Below are 21,482 nucleotides of genomic sequence, written 5' to 3' on the forward strand. Positions count from 1 at the left end.
TTGATTATAGCCACAAGTAAAAGCCCCAAAATTCTGATTGAATTTTGAGGCTTCTTTTATTATTTATTCACCTTTAAAACTGCCATCTTCCACACTACGGATAAAATCAGCTAAATGCTTGTAGTAAACATCTGGATTATCAACCATGTGGTGGTGACCACCATCAGGAGTAGTTACTAAGCGAGAATTTGGAATTTCTTTTTGCATAGTTTTGGCAGTTTCAATTGGCATTGTTTCATTTTCACCAAAAGTAAGTAAAGTTGGAACTTTAATATTCTTTAATTGGTCACGGAAATGCCAGTCCTTTAATTTACCAGTAATGACGAATTCATTGTCACCTTGGAAAGCATTATAAACAGCACTACCACCAAGATCTTTTAAGTGGTAAAGCTTAGAAGGCTGCTTACGATCAACAAAGTTAATATTTAAAATTTGCACATCATCTTGGTAACGTTGGTTGTCGTAATCGCCCTTTTCTTCACATTCATGCATGAAGTCAATTTCAGTTTGTGGAAGTACTTCTTGACGTCTGCGGTTAACAGCATCTACATACTCGTCAATTTCATCAACCATTGAAGAAATAATTGCACCCTTTAAGTGTTGACCATATTTAACGGCATATTCTTGAACTAAGAGTCCACCCCAACTTTGACCGATTAAGTAAAAGTTGTCGATGCCTAACTTTTCACGGACTTCATCAACTTCATCTAAAAAGTATTCGTAAGTTAAATACTTCTTAGCAATTTCTGGATCAGAGTAATCTGGTTGGTCAGAATATAATGAACCAAGTTGATCATACATGGTTACTTGTACATTCAAACCTTGCTTCTTTAATTGTTCTGCAGTGTCTTCCCAATATTCATGATTACCACCAGGGCCACCGTGAAGAGCAAGAAGATGAATATCACCTTCACCTTGAGTATTAGTCCATAAATGGTAACCGTTATCTAAGGTAATAATTTTTGTGCCTGTTTGCATATGAGACCTCTCTTTCCAATTATTATCTATTATAACTTAGTTCCAATATGAATAGCGCCCGCACCGAGATTTAATTTAGTAACTTGCACATCTTTAAATCCCGCAGTTTCAAACATTTCTTTTAATTTTTGTGCAGAGACAAATTTTTTACTAGTGGTAGCTAAATAATTATATTCCTTTGAACTAGCATAAAAAATACGGGCAAATTGTGGAAAAATTTTAAAATAAGTTTTCCACCCAATTTTAACAATTGGATTAGTAGGTTGAGACATATCTATTGAGCCAAATTTTCCACCTGGCTTTAAAACGCGATAAGCCTCTTTAATTACTTTGCTTGCATCTGGTACATTACGTAAGCCAAAACCAATAGTTACTTGATCAAAACTATTATCAGGAAATGGTAAGTCCATTGCATCCCCTTGGTGGAGTTGCACTTCTTTTTCCACGTCATTGGCGCGGATCTTCTTTTCTGCAAAAGACATCATTTTTTCGTTAAAATCTAGTCCCTTAACATTACCACTTGGCCCAGTTGCCTTAGCGTCCGCAATCGCCATATCACCAGTACCGGTGCAAAGATCTAAAATAAAATCTCCCGGCTTAATTGCGAATTCTTGATAAAATTTTTTACGCCATAATCTTTGTGTTCCTAAACTCACAATGTCATTCATTTGATCATAATGATCTGCAATTCGATCAAACATATCGTGTACTTCTTGTTCTGGTACTTTATTTGTCAAAGTCATTTTTCTTCCACTTTTCTATAAAAAAAGACACGATTCAAAATGAACCATGCCCTTATCGATTAAGCACCTAGAAAGTTAACTATTCAAGAAAGATAGTTAAACAATCTCCCCTTGCGACTCCGTAATAATAAGCAATAAGAACGGGGCCGCAAGGTGTGCCTATTTATGACTAATTATTATACATCTATTATAACTTAATTATCATTCTTAGTAAAACTTTTTTTATAATTTAGATAAGTTTTTTCTTTCTACGATAAAGATGAACAATAATTCCAAGGCCAATTCCAATGAGAGCTGGTATTAACCATGCTAATCCAATATTGGCTAAAGGTAAAATCTGAAGTCTTAATTTGATAACTTCTTTAACAAAACCTGCATTAGCTAATGGCTCAGGTAAATTACTGATCAAATCAAAAATAGCGGGAATTAAGGTCAAGATCATAGCAATTTTAAATACGATATGATCATTTTTAAATAATGGTGAACACACTGATAAGATAATTAATACAATTGCCAAAGGGTATAAAAACATTAAGACTGGAAGTGACCAACTAATGATTTTTTCTAAGCCCAGGTTAGCTAAGATCGCAGCACCTAAACAAGCAAAAGTTAACCAACCATGGTAAGACAAAACTGGAAAATGATTATGAAAGTCTTCTGCAAAAGCTGCTACCAAACCAACAGACGTCGTTAAACAAGTAAGAATAATTAGAACTGCTAAAACAGTTTGCCCAAAAATGCCCCCATAGTAATTAACAATTTGAGTAAAAGCCACACCGCCATCAGAAGAAACCTTTAACTTACCTAATGACATTGCTCCTAAGACAATTAAGCAGCAGTAGATAACTCCAATCCCAATCATTGCTAAAAGGCCGGATTTAGTCATAATAGCAGAAACTTGATCGGTATTTTTGGTCATTGTCTTAATTGCAGTAACAATAGCAATCCCAAAAACCAGTCCTGCCAAAGCATCAAGCGTATTGTAACCTTCTAAAAAACCATTAATAAAACTACCATGCAAATAAGCAGCTGTAGGCTTCATTGCGGCTGCTTTGCCCATCGGATGCAAAAATCCCACCAAAAAGATTAAAAATAATAATACTAAAAAAATTGGATTTAAAACTTTACCTAACTTAGATAAAATATCGCTCTGATTATAACTAACCCAAAAAACTAACAGGAAAAATACAACGGAAAAAATTAAAAGTCCTACTTGTTCAAACTTAGCGGGCAATAACGGAGCAATCCCAATTGTATAAGGAACAGTAGCAGTTCTTGGCGTTGCAAACAATGGCCCAATGGTTAATTGAACTACCACCATCAAAATCAAAGCGCACACACGTCCTAAAGGCTTACCTAGCCCGTAAATTCCCGAACTATGGGTAATTGATACAGCTAGCAAAGACAATAAGGGTAATAAAACTCCCGTCACCAAAAATCCTGCTGCTGCAATTGGCCAATTATTCCCAGCTAATTGGCCTAAATGTAGTGGAAAAATTAAGTTACCTGCTCCAAAAAACAGAGCAAAGATCATGGAAGCCATCACGAGATACTGTTTCCAAGTAAATTTCTTTGCTGATGTCTTTTTCATTATTTCTTCCTCCATCTTAATAATGTTCATATTTTATCAAAAAAAAATACAGAGGTATAGATGTTTCAACATCGCAACGCTCTTATTTAAGGCCAAAAGAAAAAGAGACAAGATCTAAATCTCATCTCTTTCGGTTATACTAAATCTTAGTTTTTACGTTTCTTATCGACTGCTAAACCTAAGACAGCGGCAACACCAACCATCATTAAACCAAGTACACCAGCAGCAGTTGCTTTGGCACCTGTTTGAGGTAAAGTATTTTCACGTTTAGCTTCTTGCTTAGTATCAACGTTAGCTTCAGTCTTAGGAGCTACGGTATTATCTCCTTGAGCAACAAGTTGATCTTCATTTTCTGAAACCACATTACTATGTACTGGAGCAGTAGTATCTTCTTCAACAACATTATTATCAACAACTTCAGTTTCTGCGGTATCAGTAGCATGAGGTGCAACAGTAGCTGCAGCATCAGCAGTTTCTTCCGGCATAACAACTGGTTCATTATCTGAAGCAGAACTTTGATCATCAAGGTTAGCTTCAGGAAGTACTGGAGTAGTTACAGCATCACCACTAGTTGAAAGATCACCAGTGTATGCTGGTAAAGCTTCTTCTACTAATGGAGTACCAGCAATGCCTACTTGCGCTTCTGGTAAAGCTTCTTCAGTTAATGGAGTACCGGCAATACCTACTTGTGCTTCTGGTAAAGCTTCTTGAGTCAATGGTTCACCAGCAATGCCTACTTGTGCTTCTGGTAAAGCTTCTTCAGTCAATGGTTCACCAGCAATGCCTACTTGCGCTTCTGGTAAAGCTTCTTCAGTTAATGGTTCACCGACAATACCTACTTGTGCTTCTGGTAAAGCTTCTTGAGTCAATGGTTCACCAGCAATGCCTACTTGTGCTTCTGGTAAAGCTTCTTGAGTCAATGGTTCACCAGCAACGCCTACTCGCGCTTCTGGTAAAGCTTCTTCAGTCAATGGTTCACCAGCAATGCCTACTTGCGCTTCTGGTAAAGCTTCTTCAGTTAATGGTTCACCGACAATACCTACTTGTGCTTCTGGTAAAGCTTCTTCAGTCAATGGTTCACCAGCAATGCCTACTTGCGCTTCTGGTAAAGCTTCTTCAGTTAATGGTTCACCGACAATACCTACTTGTGCTTCTGGTAAAGCTTCTTGAGTCAATGGCATACCTGCTACTCCACCTTCAAATGGTTTGTCAGCTGGACGAGTTTCTGGAATACCAGTTACGTCACCCTGGTATTCTGGAAGTGCTGGTGTAGTTACAACTTCACCAACATCAGAAACTTTTTCATAATCAACATAGAAGTAAATATTAATTGGTGTAGTAGTTGTGTATGCTGGAATTTCATATGGATTTGCATCAATCTTATCAAATAATTCATCCATCAAAGCATCTACTTCTGCTTCATTATCATTGTCCATTGGGCTTGCTGAATTTGCAGTTAATCCAGAAATATATGCACGGTAACCTGGAATACTTGGTAAAGTATTATGCCATGAACCATTTTCTGCATAAACAAAATCTGGTTTTGATAATGCATCGTTTAAATCTAAGGCAGCATGTTCTACTGGTTTCCATGTGTAAGTACCATCTTCTGATTTCTCACCTGACATGTCGTTAGCATCAGTGTTAATTCCACCATAGTAGTAATCTTCGTCTGGATCTGTTGAAGTTGGTAAAGTTACATCTAATCTTTCTCTTGTTTCAACTTTTACTGGAGTAGTTGGAATCTTTTCATATTCAACATTAAATGATACATCGTATGGCAAAGTAGTTGTATATGCTGGAATTTCATATGGATTTGCATCAATCTTGCCTTGTAACTCTTCATACAAAGCTTCATTAGTTTCGTCATCATCAGTTAGACTACCATCAGCTATATCCGGTCCTGTAATACTTGTAATCTTAGCACGGTATCCAGGAATAACTGGTAATGAATGATGACCAGTTCCATCATCTGCATAAGTAAAATCTGATTTTGATAAAGCTTCATCTAAGCTCATTGCAGCATGTTCTACTGGTTGCCAAGTATAACTACCATCTTCTGATTTACTACCAGCCATATCATTTTGATCAGTATTGATTGCAATATAGTAATATTCATTATCTGGATCTGTTGCTGTTGGTAGAGTTACATTTAATTTTTCTCTTGTTTCTACTTTTACAGATTTATCATAACCAACATGGAAAGTAACAGCTAATGGACTTGAAATAGTGTATGCTGGAATCTCATATGGATTCTTTGCAATATCATCATTTAATTGATCTGTTAACTTTTTAGCTTCATCACGTTGTTCTTGGGTAAAAATTCCGTCTGGACCGCCGAGTACGTCTACACTTACTCTAGCAATTTTTGCTGTGTAACCTGGTTCTGCAGGTAAAGTATGATTCCATGTACCATCATCAGCTAAAGTCCAATTGTTTCCCTTTAAAGCATCAGTTAATGACATTGCATCATAGCTCTTAGAACCCCATAAAGTTGGATATTCTTTACCATCGATAGTAACTCTTGTTTGGGGCATATCGTCCATATTTAAATCACCGTAGTAATAACCCTTATCAAGGAAATCATCATTAGGATCTACTCCTGGTTCATAAACATCAGCGCTCCGAAGTACAGTTCTATTAGTTTTCTTTACTTCTACCTTTGGAGCATCTGCTTTAGGATCTTTATTTAAGTTAGCAACAGCATCTTTAACTAATTTATCTGTAGCTTTATCAAGATCAGTTTGCTGTGTTTGAGCTGGCTTGTTGTCTGATGTAGTTGAAGCCGCAGGTTGTTGAGCATCCTTATTTGTAGTAGTTTGGTTCTTATCACCAAATTGTTTATTATAGTTATTTAAAAGATCGCCAAGGCCTAAGTCATCGCCTAAGTCAACATTTGCAACAAGAGGGTTATTTACGTTATCTTTAGGTGCTTGTTCTAAAGTATTAACATTTACAGTAGTAGTTTCTGCTTTATCATCAGCTGCGTGAACAGTTTGAGTTCCACTTACACCCATGAAGAATGCACCGATTAAAACGGAAGCAGTTCCAACTGTAAATTTTCTAATTGAAAAACGGCTATTCTTTTCTTCTAATCTTCTGTTTTTTTCTTGCTTATTATTTTTTGATAACATCTATATTCTCTTTTCTATCAATAGCTCTAATCGATTTACATATTTAATAATATGCGTTATTTAAAAATAGTAAAATATTATTTTAGAATAATTATTTAGTTATACTTGCTAATTGCCATTATTATGGCCTTTTACTTCTTGAAAAAAATTTAAAAAATTTTTTCACCTATTGTTTTTTATTTTTTTGAAAGCTAATTTTTTTAAAGTAAAAAGATGAAATTTTTTAAGCGTTATTTTTATCCCCCTTTATATAACACTTGCTTTTAATATAGCTAACTTAGATTTGAATAAAAAGTCTTTTCCATGGTACAATTTTATGTAGAAAGTCTTAGTAAAATCATTTATCAAAAAAGCCATACCGGTGCCGCGGTATGGCTTTTTGCTTGAACTTTTACCTAAACTCAAACAAAAACACACTCTGATTTTGATATCAAAGTGTGTTTCTTTATATACCCTAATATTTATCTAAATACTTAAACTCAATTAATTTCTACGCTTCTTACCGACAGCTAAGCCTAGGATTGCCCCTACACTAGCAATTGCTAAGCCGATTACTGCACCAGAACTGGTCTTGGCACCAGTTTGTGGCAAAGTACTTTCTTGTTTATTGTCAGTAGTTGCTTTAGGCTGTGCAGTCACTTCTTCATGAGTATCTCTTTCAACTGAAGCATGAACTGGAGCTACTTCTTCTTTATTAGCTGAAACCACCTTATCACCATTATTGTTATCTGCATCTGGAGTTGTAGTTGGATGAGGTGCAACTGTTTCATCAGTAGTTGTAGTTGGTTCACCTGGAGTTGAATCATTAGTATCAGTTGGAGTTTCTGGTTCTTCTGGAAGTGGAGCAACTGGATTTTCTGGTTGCACTAATGGTGTACCTGTTGCTTCAGTTGCTGCTGGATTATCCGGTTGTACTAGTGGAGTACCCGTAGTTGAATTTGCTTCATAATTAACCAAGAAGGTAACTTCAAATGGATAATTAGTAGTAAAGGCTGGAATTTCATATGGATTTGCATTAACTTTGGCTTGAAGTTCACTTAATAATTTATCTGCTGCATCACTATATTCGCTACCTGCTGTTACATTAGCAGCATAAATCTTTGCAGTATAACCAGGAACAGTTGGTAAACTCACAGGCTTCTTAGCAGTTGCATCATAAGTAAAATCATTGCTGTTTATTGCATTAGTTAATGATTCTGAAGCAAATGAAACTGAAGCCCAGGTAGTTGTCTTACCTTGCTTTTCACCAGTAATCTCTTTTTTAGCCAATTCACGGTAGTAATAATCTGGCGTGCCCGCTACTGCATCTGGCATGCGAACATTTAGATATTCACTTGCAGTACTAGTTACCTTTTCAACAGGTGCAGGAGTTACACGAACTGGAATAATAACAGGTTGTTGATCTCCAGGTTTTCCACTTGCAAAAGTAACTTCAGCTTTCCCCATAGTTACACCAACTACAGAAGTATCTGGCAAAATAGTCCATTTAGCTGATTGAGGATTCCAAGCATCACCTGATGGAACAAGATCAGCTATAGCATTCTTAATATCAAGACTGCTTGGATCGCTATCTTGCACTGTAGTGATAGTATTAACAACACTTCCAGTTACACCCAAAAAGTCACCAGTTACTGTAGTAGAGCTACCATCAGGAAAAGTAACTAAAATAGAAACTTTGTGTTGACCTGGTTCCATCAGCATCTTAGCTAATTCACTTTGACTTGTTTTCCAAGTATATTTTGTCCCTTTTGGCATATCATCTGCATTTGAAATATAAGCCTTGGGATCGCTATAAGCTTGATCAAGAGGAAGGTAAGTTTGACCATCCTTTTCAGCTTGAGCCTGAGCCTGATTTGGATCAGTAGTATGACTAGAATTATATACATTAGCCATCTCTGCTAACTCAGCATCACTAGCATTATTTAAAGCAGTATTTTTTGCACTTGCTGGCTTACCAGGATTTTGCGCAGCTTGATCGAATTCACTTTGAAGACTTTGAGTAGGCGCCTTATTATCTGATGAAGTTGCTACTGGAGCCACAGGCTTAGTTGTATCAGCTGCTGCGGGTTTAGCTGCATTAACCTTTTCTGTAGCTACAGTATCAGTTTCAGCTGCATGAGCAGTTTGTGTTTCACTTATACCAATAAAGAATGCACCAATAAGTACTGAAGCAGCACCGACTGTAAATTTTCTGATTGAAAAACGATTTTTCTTTTCTCTATTTTGCTCATTAAATAACATAATCATCCTCTTCTTTCTATACCTTCTTTACAAATATGCAGATATTATAATATCTGTTGTTTTTTATTTTTTCAAATATATTTTATTTAAATTCATTTTCATTATTAAATATAGTTCATTAAAGCTTAGAGCTAGTTGGGTTAAGCAATTATAAAAAAAATGCTTTTTTTAATATGCAAAATGTTGTTTTTTTATTTTTATTTAGCCTAATTTATTTCAATATTTTTAATCGCTAAATTTTTGTTATTTTTATTTTTTGTAAAACAAAAAAGGCATACCCTCTAGGTATGCCTCTTTTCAAGCTCAAAACTAATGATTAGGTGAGAAAAGAATGCTATTTTTTAGTTTTTACGCTTCTTGTTGACAGCTAAGCCTAAGATTGCACCTACACTAGCAATCACTAAGCCAAGTACGCCAGCCGTATTATTTTCTTGTGCACCAGTTTGTGGTAAAGTCTTAGCCTTCTTACCATCTTGGTAGAAGCTTGAGTGAACGCGAGCATTAGCACCGAATCTAGTTGCATGAATACCTGCATTTTCATCATTGTTAAGACTGTGAGTACCTGCTTCATCATCAAAGTCAGCACCTGATGCGTGTGGAGCAACAGTAATTTCTACTGGTACTTCGGTTGTTTCACCATTTGGATAAGTTACAATTACAGTTCCTGTAATCTTACCTGGTTTAGAAGTATCTGGAGTGTCTTTCCAAGTAAACTTAGTGCCTGATGGGAAGTCACCCTTATTCTTAATTCCTTGTTCTGCAGTTGGAACCTTGCCTGAAGGAACAACTACCGGTTTAGGAACAGGTGTAATAGTTGTCTTATCAGATGGAGTCTTGTCATGAGTCTTTTCCGGTTGTGATACTACAACTGTAGTAGTTACAGTATCAGTTGTTCCATCTGGGTAGTGAACTGTAATTTCAACACTCTTAGTTCCTGGAGTGGTTACATCTGGAGCACCGTTGGTCCAAGTGTAAGTTGTACCACTTGGTAAGTTTGGAATATTTCCAATTCCATCTTCTGGACTTGGAGTTACACCTACTTGAGTGTTGATTTGTTTTGGTTCTGGTGTGTAAATATCAGAATCTGTAGGTGTTGGTTGAGGAGTTGGATTAGTTGGTTCTTCAACTACAACCTTAGTAGTTACAGTATCAGTTGTTCCATCTGGGTAGTGAACTGTAATTTCAACACTCTTTGTTCCTGGGGTTGTTACATCTGGAGCGCCGTTGGTCCAAGTGTAAGTTGTACCACTTGGTAAGTTTGGAATGTTAGCAATTCCTTGTTCTGGAGTTGGTTCCTTACCTACTTGCGTCTTGATGTCCTTTGGTTCTGGAGTGTACTTATCTGCATCACTTGGGTTCTTAGTTGGTTCTTCAACAATTACCTTAGTAGTTACAGTATCAGTTGTACCATCTGGGTAGTGAACTGTAATTTCAACACTCTTAGTTCCTGGGGTTGTTACATCTGGAGCGCCGTTGGTCCAAGTGTAAGTTGTACCACTTGGTAAGTTTGGAATGTTGCCAATTCCTTGTTCTGGAGTTGGTTCCTTACCTACTTGTGTCTTGATGTCCTTTGGTTCTGGAGTGTACTTATCTGCATCTGTTGGGTTCTTAGTTGGTTCTTCAACAATTACCTTAGTAGTTACAGTATCAGTTGTGCCATCTGGGTAGTGAACTGTGATTTCAGTACTCTTAGTTCCTGGGGTTGTTACATCTGGGGCACCGTTGGTCCAAGTATAAGTTGTACCACTTGGTAAGTTTGGAATGTTGCCAATTCCTTGTTCTGGAGTTGGTTCCTTACCTACTTGTGTCTTGATGTCCTTTGGTTCTGGGGTGTACTTATCTGCATCGGTTGGGTTTACGTTCTTTTCAACGTGAACAGTAATTGGTGCAGGATCATTTGAACCAAATGTAATTGGACCTGGAACTGTCTTATCAGTAATGTGGTAGCCTTCTGGAACATGAGCATTAACTTCTGGGTTTACTGTTTCACCAGTAGTACCAGTTTCAGTGTAACTATCAACCTTCTTACCGTTATTATCAACATAAGTAATAGTTACTGAATGTTCATTAGCCTTGTAAATGAAGGTTACAGTTGAACTCTTAGTATCACTAGTTATATCCATTGCTGGAGCAGCATCTGGGTTAGTTACTGTGTAACCTGGTTCTGCTGGAGCAGCTACAGCATCAAACTTAGAAGTTTCCCCATGCACCGTAAGTTACCTTATTAGTTACTAAGTCCTTAGTTGCTGGTCTGTGGAGAGTTACGGTTTGCTTAGTGTATTCACTAGTCTTACCTGCAACATCAACATCAACAGTTCTAGTAATAGTCTTGTTTACATTGTCCTTTTCATTTGGATCATTGGTTACGTCTTCAGTCTTATGTTCAACGTACACAATAGTGTCCTTAATTGGAGTTGAACCAAATGTGAATTCACTTGGGATTTGTTGTCCACCAACTACTTGCCAGTTTGCTGGTACTTCAAGTTTTACTGGGACTGTTTGACCAGTCTTACCACCAACTACTTGGGTACTTACAACGTCGTTGTGATCAGCATTGTTTACAAACTTAATTGTAGCTGTTTGATCTGAGTAAACGTAGTTTACAGTTACATTGATGTTGTTTACTGGTGTACCATCACTCAAACCACTTACTGAGGCTACATAATCCTTACCATCCTTGGTAGTGATTGTGCCGCCAGTAATTGTTCTAGTGTAACCTGCTGCACTTGGAATTTCTACTGGTGCAAAGCTAGTTGACCCATCAGTCATGTTTGAAGTCCAGTCAGTGTAAGTTACTTTACCAGTTGCTTCGTTAGTTGACTTGATTCTGTAGAAGTCAAGAGTTTGAGTTACAACTTGTGGTTTTTGACCTTCAATGTTTACAGTAACTGTTTCAGTTACTTGACGGTAAACATCACTGTTACCCTTGTCATTACGTCCATCATCAGTATCAACCTTAGCTTGAACCTTAACAGTAATGTCAGGGTTATCAGTTGCGTTAAAGCCAACGCTTGATGGTACTTGAGTATTTGGTACGATTTCGTAGCCGGTTGGTACTTCTAATGGAGTTTCACCACTACCATTACCAATAGTTACGCTGGTACCTGTCTTACCAGTTAAAGTTTGGGTACCAACAGTCTTACCAGATGGATCTACGAAGTTGATCTTTCTAGTTTGGTTATTAGCACTGTAAGTAATGTTAAAGACTAAGTCTTTATCACCCGGTTTAACTGTTTGAGCAGGAACACTTGCTTGACTTGGTGTGTATCCAGCAATTTCCTTCACATTGTAGCTTGGGAATGTGTAACTACCATTATCTGACCATTCACCATAAGTTACCTTATTGGTTACTAAGTCCTTAGTAGCTGTTCTAGTAAATGTCTTAGATGCATCTACTGCCTTAGTAGTCTTGCCATCTGGAGTGGTTACATTAACAGTTTCAGTTACCGTCCACGCCGTAGCAGTTTCTACGTTCTTATCATGTTCGTAGTCAGGAGTTACATCCTTAGTACCATGTTCAACGTAAACAATAGTGTCCTTAAGTGGAGTTGAACCAAAGGTGAATTCACTTGGAACTTGTTGATTTGGAACAAGCTTCCAATTTGTTGGAACTTCAAGGTTTACCTTTACAGTTTCACCAATTTCTCCTGGTACTTCTTGAGTACCAACTACATGATTATGATCATTGTTATCTACATATTGGATTGTAGCTGTTTGTTCTGCCTTAGTGTAGTTTACAGTTACGTTGATGTTGTTTACTGGAGTTCCATCATTCAAACCACTTACTGAAGCAACGTAATCCTTACCATCTTTGGTAGTGATTGTTCCACCAGTAATTGTTCTAGTGTAACCACCAGCAGTTGGAATTTCAAAGTCTGGGAAACTAGTTGAACCATCTGTCATGTTTGAAGTCCAGTCAGTGTAAGTTACTTTACCAGTTGCTTCGTTAGTTGACTTGATTCTGTAGAAGTCAAGTGTTTGAGTTCTAACTTGAGGTTCTTGACCTTCAATGTTTACGGTAATAGTTCTAGTTACTTGACGGTAAACATCGCTATTACTCTTGTCGTTACGTCCATCTACAGTATCAACCTTAGCTTGAACCTTAACAGTGATATCTGGATTATCCTTACTATCTGCATTAAATGGAACCTTGGTTGGTACTTCAGTATTTGGAACAATTTCGTAGCCTGTTGGAATGTTCAACGGAGTTTGACCTTCACCATTACCAATAGTTACGCTGGTTCCTGTCTTACCAGTTAAGGTTTGAGTTGAAACGGTCTTACCATCTGGATCAACGAAGTTAATCTTTCTAGTTTGACTGTTTGCATCGTAGTTAAAGGTTACAGTTGAGTCTGCTGTATCACCTGTTACTGCTACTTCTGGAGCTGCGTCTGGGTTAGTTACTGTGTAACCTGCTTCTGCTGGGGCAGTTACAGCGTCGAACTTAGCACCTTCTGTATTCCATGGGCCGTAAGTTACTTCCTTAGTTACTAAATCTTCTGTAGCTGTTCTGTGGAGAGTTACTGATTGAGTGGTGTATTCACTAGTCTTACCTGCAACATCAACATCAATTGTTCTAGTAACAGTCTTGTTTACCTTGTCTGCTTGATCTGGATCACTAGTTACATCCTTAGTTCCATGTTCAATAGTTACATTGATTGGGGCTGGAGTGTTTGATCCAAATGTGATTTGACCTGGAACTGTCTTATCAGTAATTACCCAACCTTCTGGTACATTAGTTTGGATGTTGGTATCTACTGTTGCTCCCGTGGTTCCTGTTACATCATAGGTCTTAATAATCTTACCACTCTTATCAACGTAGTTGATTACTTGGCTGTGGGTATCTGCACCATAGATAAAGGTTACTGTTGAATCTGCTGTGTCACCAGTTACAGCTACTTCTGGTGCGGCATCTGGGTTTGATACTGTGTAACCTGCTTCTGCTGGAGCTGTTACAGCGTCAAACTTAGCACCTTCTGTATTCCATGGGCCGTAAGTTACTTCCTTAGTTACTAAATCTTCTGTAGCAGTTCTATGAAGAGTTACTGATTGAGTAGTGTAAGTTGAAGTCTTGCCTGCAACATCAACATCAATTGTTCTAGTAACTGTTTTGTTTACCTTATCTGCTTGATCTGGATCGTTAGTTACATCTTTAGTACCATGCTTGATGTTCACGTTAATTGGTGCTGGATCATCTGTTCCGAAGGTAATTTGACTTGTTACCTTAGGATCAGTGATTACCCAACCTGCTGGTAAGTTACTTTGAATGTTAGTATCAACAGTTTCGCCTGTCTTACCTGTTACATCGTAAGTCTTAACTACTGTGCCATCTGGACCCACATAGTTAATTACTTGAGTATGACTATTTGCATCGTAGTTGAAGGTTACTGTTGAATCTGCTGTGTCACCTGTTACGGCTACTTCTGGAGCTGCGTCTGGGTTTTGAACTGTGTAACCTGCTTCTGCTGGAGCTGTTACGGCATCAAACTTAGCTCCTTCAGTATTCCATGGGCCGTAAGTTACTTCCTTAGTTACTAAGTCTTCGGTTGCAGTTCTGTGAAGAGTTACTGATTGGGTAGTGTAAGTTGACGTCTTGCCTGCAATATTAAGATCAATTGTTCTAGTAACAGTCTTCTTTACCTTGTCTGCTTGACTTGGATCGTCAGTTACATCCTTAGTACCATGCTTGATGTTTACAGTAATTGGAGTTGGATCATCTGTACCAAATTTAATTTGACCTGGTACTTCCTTATCTGTGATTACCCAACCTTCTGGTAAGTTAGTTTGAATGTTAGTATCTACAGTTTCACCTGTCTTACCTGTGACATCGTAAGTCTTAACAGTGGTGCCATCTGGACCAACGTAGTTAATTACTTGAGTGTGACTATTTGCATCATAGTTGAAGGTTACTTTTGAATCTGCTGTATCACCAGTTACAGCTACTTCTGGAGCTGCGTCTGGGTTTTGAACTGTGTAACCTGCTTCTGCTGGAGCAGTTACTGCTTCAAACTTAGCTCCTTCAGTGTTCCATGGACCATAAGTTACTTCCTTAGTTACTAAGTCTTCAGTTGCAGTTCTGTGGAGAGTTACTGATTGGGTAGTGTATTCACTAGTCTTACCGGCTACATCAACATCAATCGTTCTAGTAACTGTCTTGTTTACCTTGTCTGCTTGACTTGGATCATCAGTTACATCCTTTGTACCATGCTTGATGTTCACGTTAATTGGAGCTGGATCATCTGTTCCGAAGGTAATTTGACTTGTTACCTTAGGATCTGTGATTACCCAACCATCTGGTAAGTTAGTTTGAATGTTAGTATCAACAGTTTCACCAGTCTTACCGGTTACATCGTAGGTCTTAACAACTGTACCATCTGGGCCAACGTAGTTGATTACTTGGTTATGACTATCTGCATCGTAGTTAAAGGTTACAGTTGAGTCACCTGTATCACCAGTTACAGCTACTTCTGGTGCGGCATCTGGGTTTTGAACTGTGTAACCTGCTTCTGCTGGGGCAGTTACTGCTTCAAACTTAGCTCCTTCAGTGTTCCATGGACCATAACTTACTTGCTTAGTTACTAAGTCTTCAGTTGCAGTTCTGTGAAGAGTTACTGATTGGGTAGTGTAAGTTGAAGTCTTGCCAGCAATATTAAGATCAATTGTTCTAGTAACAGTCTTCTTTACCTTATCTGCTTGACTTGGATCATCAGTTACATCCTTTGTACCATGCTTGATGTTCACGTTAATTGGAGCTGGATCATCTGTTCCGAAGGTAATTTGACTTGTTACCTTAGGATCTGTGATTACCCAACCATCTGGTAAGTTAGTTTGAATGTTAGTATCAACAGTTTCACCAGTCTTACCGGTTACATCGTAGGTCTTAACAACTGTACCATCTGGGCCAACGTAGTTGATTACTTGGTTATGACTATCTGCATCGTAGTTAAAGGTTACAGTTGAGTCACCTGTATCACCAGTTACAGCTACTTCTGGTGCGGCATCTGGGTTTTGAACTGTGTAACCTGCTTCTGCTGGGGCAGTTACTGCTTCAAACTTAGCTCCTTCAGTGTTCCATGGACCATAACTTACTTGCTTAGTTACTAAGTCTTCAGTTGCAGTTCTGTGAAGAGTTACTGATTGGGTAGTGTAAGTTGAAGTCTTGCCAGCAATATTAAGATCAATTGTTCTAGTAACAGTCTTCTTTACCTTATCTGCTTGACTTGGATCATCAGTTACATCCTTTGTAGCATGTTCAATCTTCACAGTAACAGTTGGGATACCACTATCAGTAGCAGTTACTGAAGTTGGAATATCTTGTCCTGGGACAATCTTCCAGTTCTCTGGAGCTACAGGATTAATAGCTACAGGTTCATCAGTCTTACCAGTAAGTGGAGTTGAAGTAATTTCTGTACCCGCGCTATCCACATAAGAAATCTTACCAGTCTGAGTATTTGCAGTATAAGTTATTTCTTGGTAAACCTCAGTAGGAACCTCTGCAGTTATATTTTCACCACCAATATTTAGCGTTGGCACCATTTGTGGATTGGCAGTATATCCCTTAAAGTATGGTGCTGGCATATTAATAATTGTGCCAGTACCCCAAGTTGAATTTGAGTTGTAAATTGGCTCTGCCTGACCTAAATTATTGTACTCATATCTACCTGGTGCCAAAGTAATATTTTTTGCTTGAGAAGGTGGAACAGTATCTACTTTTTGTCCCTTATTTGGTCCCGATGGAATTGTGTATACCAGATGTCTTTGCACTCTTAATTGGTTTGACTTTACAGTCACATTAATTGAAACATCAGTACTGCTGCCATCTGGATAATTTACTGTTACTACTGCTGGAACTACTGTTGAGCCGCCAATTTGCAAGCCTGCTGGATTAGTAGTATCTGGTGCTGTCTTCCAAGTGTAAGTAGTACCATCTGGTAGCTCACTTGCGTTTGCAATACCTTCAGCAGCACCTGGTACTGCAGTTTGGTATACAGTAAAGTCTTGTCCCTTTGGTGTATAAATTTGGGCATCATTAGTTACAGTTACTGGCACAGTAGCAGTAGTAGTGTTGCCATCTGGATAAGTTACTGTAACAGTGTAATCAGTAGTACCTGGCTTAGTTGGATCGATTACTGGAGTAGTAGTCCATTCAACCTTTGAAGGGTAGCCTGCTTTACCAGTTGGATCGTAGTTCTTGATACCAGTTGTAGCATCTGGAACCTTACCATCACTTACAGTAATTGGTTGTACCTCTGGAACAGCATCAACAGTTACACTAGCAGTTGGGGTATCAGTGTTGCCATCTGGGTAAGTTACTGTAACCGGAATGTTGTAAGCACCTGGAGCAGTACCTGCTGGAACAGTAATAGTACCAGTAGTTGAATCAATAGTTACACCAGTTGGAACTTCATCAGGGTTAGTAAAGGTATAAGTAGTACCAGTTGGAACACTTGCAGTGTTACCCTTGTCGTCCTTAACTTCTGGAGTGATAGTTTGTGGCTTATCATTTAAGCCCGTCGTATCTGGATATGAAGGTACATAAGTATCTGCATCGTTATCAGTTACCTTAATTGGCACAGCAACATCAAGGTGAGTACCATCAGTAAAGTTAATTCTTACAGTACCGGTAGTATCGCCAACCTTAGAGATATCAGGTTTAGTTTGCCATTCAGTTGATGACACAGCCGCATTGTGAGCTGCAGTTAATTGTGATTCATCTACTGCGCTAGTTGCAGCAGGAATTGAAGCATCTTCATTGTGAATAGCAGTTAAACCAGTAACTGGAGTTGCTGCATAGAAGTTAATGAATTGGTTGTGCCAAGTAGTAGCAACTGAAGCAGGAATCAATAACTTAGTTAAGGCATCCCCACTAAGAGTACTATTTGCACGATATCTTGAGTTACCTACTAAGTAACCAGTAGTAGTACGTTCAATTGGATCGTTAGCTAAAGTATCGCCAACAACTACTTGACCATCAGCATTTTTGAATTGGTCAACATTAGTGTTAGGAGTGTAGTCTGGAAGCCATGCATAGCTAATAGTGTCAGCAGCAAAAGTATCACTTGGATCATCTGCGTTGACATAAGTTGTACCATCACTACTCAAGTTGTAGGTCTTAGACTTACCGTAAACACCAGTATCATAGTTGTAGTCGCTTTGAACAACAATTGAATTAAATTTACTTGGAGTTACAGTGGCAGAACCATCAGTGGTCTTGTGAGTATTAGCGGGATCACCATTGAAAGTAGTCATACTCATTGGACCGTAAACAGTAGTATGGTCGCCGTCTTCTTTGGCACCAACTACAGTTACAGGAATCTTAGTAGTAGTGGTAGTGCCATCTGGGTAAGTTACAGTTGCGTCATAAGCAGTAGTACCTGGGTTAGCTGGATCAATACTTGGAGTAGTAGTCCATTCAACCTTTGAAGGGTAGCCTGCCTTACCATCAGCATCGTAGTTCTTGATACCAGTTGAAGCATCTGGAACCTTACCATCAGTAACAGCGATTGGTTGTACTTCTGGAACACCATCAACAGTTACGCTAGCAGTAGTCTTATCAGTACTCTTGTCTGGATAAGTTACAGTAACTGGAATATTGTATGCACCTGGAGTAGTTCCTGCTGGAACAGTAATTGTACCAGTGGTTGAATCAATAGTTACACCAGTTGGTACATCATCAGGGTTAGTGAAGGCATAAGTAGTATCTGCTGGAGCAGTAGTTGCGTTACCATCAGCATCCTTAAATGTTGGAGTAGTAGTTTGATCCTTGTCATTTAAGCCAGCTGCATCTGGATATGAAGGGACATATTGATCAGCTTGAGGGGCAGTAATATTCAATGGAATATCAACAAAATCAACTGAGCCATCCTTGTAAGTTAACTTAGCCCATGCTGATTTATCAGTGGTCTTTAACTTACCAGTTGGGTTAGTTGGTTGAGCTTCAGCTGCACCATTATTATCAAGCATATTGGCATTCCAGTCAGCAGCATCAGTACTTGCATTGTACCAATCAACGCTACCAATCAAATCATTTGCTTCAGCATCAGAAATTGGTGTACCAGCTAAAGTAGTAATACCACCCTTTTCAACTAAATCAGCCTTCAAAAGACCCTTAATACCATCGCGTGCATTTAAGTCAGCTAAAGTTTGGTCAGTAGTACCGTCGATAGTTTGAACTTCTGGCTCATACAAATCACTGTCTTTTGACTTGATTGGAGAATCCTTAGCTACTAACTCAGTACCCATTGCTAAACGTTGAGGGGTTGCGTAACTAAAGTTGTTCAATAATGAATTCAAGTGAACATTGTTGTTAATAACTGTACCTTGGTTGGTAGAACTATTAGCAACTTGCGTACCGTTATATTGGCCACCACCTTGGTTAGAACTCATTACAACAGTAGCATTTGAAGTTAAAAGTGTTGGCACACCTTTCCCACTTTGAGTTGTAGTCTTACCTGCAGGGGTAAATCCAGTACCAGCATTGGTTCCCCAGTTATTCATGGTATCTAACTTGTCAACCATCCAAGTGAAACTTGGGCTATTAGTCATATTACCAGCTTGCCATTCAGCAATTGGCGCATTAGTAATAAATTCTTGTGGGTTACCTTCAAGGTAAACTAATTGACCACCAACTGATGGAAGTGGATTGTTTAATCTTTGTAAGTTAACGTAACCTGGGTTAGTAACGTTGAATGAGGACTTAGTACCAGCACCTGATACATAAATCATCCCTAAATCGTATTGGTTAGCACCATCTTGTAAGTCAAGCTTTGCACCATTATTAACATTAACTCTGAAGTCACCATCATGTAATGATGAACCTGAACCCAAAGCAATAAGTGGCGTTAAAGTCTTCTTAGTAGAATTACGAACAACCTTAAGTGAACCATTATCATTAATGGCGTTCATGGCTGCGGCATTAACAGTAGTTGCTGGGTTACCTTGACCAATTGAAATAACACCATATTGGCCACCTTTAAAACTGTTAAGGTCTTTCCAACCATCAGAAGCTTGTTGGGTAGTAATGTCAACAGAACCAGTCTTACCGATATTTAAGTTACCACCAAAAATAGCTAATGAGCGACCGGTACCCATGTTCATGTTTACAGTACCATCAATGTTAACTGAACCGTGTTGACCATCAGCTTCAAAAATACCTTTAGCATAGCCAGTGCCAGTAATATTTACAGTAGCACCTTGCTTAACATCAACACTGTATTTAGTAACATTGCCGTCGTTATCACTAACATCAAATTGTGAACTACGGATAGCATCAGCACCATAGTTATTCATGGCGTCCCATGTAGAACCTACATTAATAGTGGTAGTGCCATCTTCAACACTTACATAACCAGCATCTAAAGCTGAACCACTTACTCCAAGCGTATCACCAGCTGTATGGTCATTGAACGATGCAGTAATGTTGTTATTACCACTTAATTTTAAAGTGTAGTATTCATTTGAGTGATTATCTTTAGAAGCACCTTCAACGATTGGACGACTGGTAGTAGTAGCAGTTACATCATGTAAAGTAACAGTATTCTTCTTTTGATTAGTGCCACTAACGTCTTCAAATGAAAGGAGACCGTAGAGAGTTGGCGCAGCAAAAGCAGTTTCACCACTACCATCTTTTTCAACACCTTTAAGAGTAAGGTTATCAAGAGTAATATCCCAACCGTTACCATTCTTTTGGTTACTGTTTTGGAACATTAAGCTGTAGTGACCAAAGTCAATTGTGCTGTTATCAGCACTGGTAATAGTAACTTTACGAGCATTATTAGTAGTAGGTAAAGTTAAACAACCATTGTAACCTACAGCTTGTCCACCTAAGTTAGCAGTTTTACCAGTTACAGTAATGTCCTTAGTAACGTTAATCACACCAACATTAGCATCATTTAATGCGCCAATAAAACTAGCCCAGTCAGAAACATCTGATGAGTTTAAAGTTGGGTCAGTTGGGGTGGTGTTGTCGAGCATTGCATAAGTGCCCTTTTCATCCTTACCAACTACAGCACCTTGAGCAACTAATGACTTAAGGTTATTAGCCATGTCAGCAGTCTTTAAGCTGTTAAGTGCTTGTGAGTTAAGTTCTTTAGCGCCAGCTTGGTTGCTCAAAGCAGCAGTTGAAAGGGTAGTAGTTGCAGCAGTCTTAGTTACTTGAGCAGCACTTTTGACTGGAGTAGCTACTGAAGCTGAACTAGCAGTTTGCTTTTCTGCAGCAACAGACTTAACTGCTGCCTTTGAAGCTACACTAGCAGTACTCTTCTTAGCAGCACTTGATTGTGCGCTTGAAGCTACTGAAGCAGTACTTGAGCTTGCTGAAGAAGCTACTGAACTGGTTGCACTTGAACTTGCAGCACTAGTAGCACTACTTGCAGCTAAGCTTTGACTAGCATCAACTTTAATATTTAATTTGGATTGTTCATCCACGCTTGCTTCAGTCTTGTTGTTGTCAACTTTATCTTTAGGAGTTGCAGCTTGTGTTGTTTCTGCATTAAATCCTAAAAAAGAAAGACCAATCAATACTGAGGCAGCACCAATTGAAAGTTTACGGATAGAGAAACGTTCATTCTTTTGTTCCATCTTGCGTAAACGTTCTTGATAATTGCGTCTTGATAGCATTCTTTTCTCCCGAGATTCTCTCTTATATTAATTATTAGACTACAAGTATATAATAACGATTGTTTTTTGTTTTTTCAATAATATTATATTTAACTTAAGCTTTGATGTTTTATAGCTTATAGGTACAAAAAATGAATGCATAAAAAAACACATCCCATCAAGGAATGTATTTCTTTA

Annotated in this window: 7 protein-coding genes; all 7 read right to left on the reverse strand. The window is 38.3% G+C overall.

Translation table 11 applies throughout. The features are described 5' to 3' along the window. Positions 1-63 precede the first annotated feature (63 nt). Entirely contained in the window at positions 64-978 is a 915-nt protein-coding gene (locus FP432_RS05780) for a prolyl aminopeptidase (RefSeq protein ID WP_265488373.1), read from the reverse strand. A gap of 29 nt (positions 979-1,007) precedes the next feature. Next, on the reverse strand, positions 1,008-1,721 hold the full coding sequence (gene ubiE, locus FP432_RS05785; protein ID WP_265488374.1) for a bifunctional demethylmenaquinone methyltransferase/2-methoxy-6-polyprenyl-1,4-benzoquinol methylase UbiE: 714 nt from the start codon (positions 1,719-1,721) through the stop codon (positions 1,008-1,010). A 229-nt stretch (positions 1,722-1,950) separates the two neighbouring features. Further along, on the reverse strand, positions 1,951-3,312 hold the full coding sequence (gene brnQ, locus FP432_RS05790; RefSeq protein ID WP_265488375.1) for a branched-chain amino acid transport system II carrier protein: 1,362 nt from the start codon (positions 3,310-3,312) through the stop codon (positions 1,951-1,953). 146 nt (positions 3,313-3,458) lie between these two features. Then, positions 3,459-6,446: a YSIRK-type signal peptide-containing protein gene (locus tag FP432_RS05795; RefSeq protein WP_265488376.1), complete on the reverse strand. Its 2,988-nt coding sequence runs from the start codon at positions 6,444-6,446 to the stop codon at positions 3,459-3,461. Positions 6,447-6,929: 483 nt separating this feature from the next. After that, on the reverse strand, positions 6,930-8,687 hold the full coding sequence (locus tag FP432_RS05800) for a YSIRK-type signal peptide-containing protein (RefSeq protein ID WP_265488377.1): 1,758 nt from the start codon (positions 8,685-8,687) through the stop codon (positions 6,930-6,932). 341 nt (positions 8,688-9,028) lie between these two features. After that, complete coding sequence (locus FP432_RS05805) at positions 9,029-10,897, reverse strand: Rib/alpha-like domain-containing protein (protein WP_265488378.1); 1,869 nt, start codon at positions 10,895-10,897, stop codon at positions 9,029-9,031. Continuing rightward, on the reverse strand, positions 10,878-21,305 hold the full coding sequence (locus tag FP432_RS05810; RefSeq protein WP_265488379.1) for a mucin-binding protein: 10,428 nt from the start codon (positions 21,303-21,305) through the stop codon (positions 10,878-10,880). The genes FP432_RS05805 and FP432_RS05810 overlap by 20 nt, the downstream gene beginning before the upstream one ends. Positions 21,306-21,482 lie beyond the last annotated feature (177 nt).

Source organism: Lactobacillus sp. PV034 (assembly GCF_014522305.1).
Taxonomy (GTDB): domain Bacteria; phylum Bacillota; class Bacilli; order Lactobacillales; family Lactobacillaceae; genus Lactobacillus.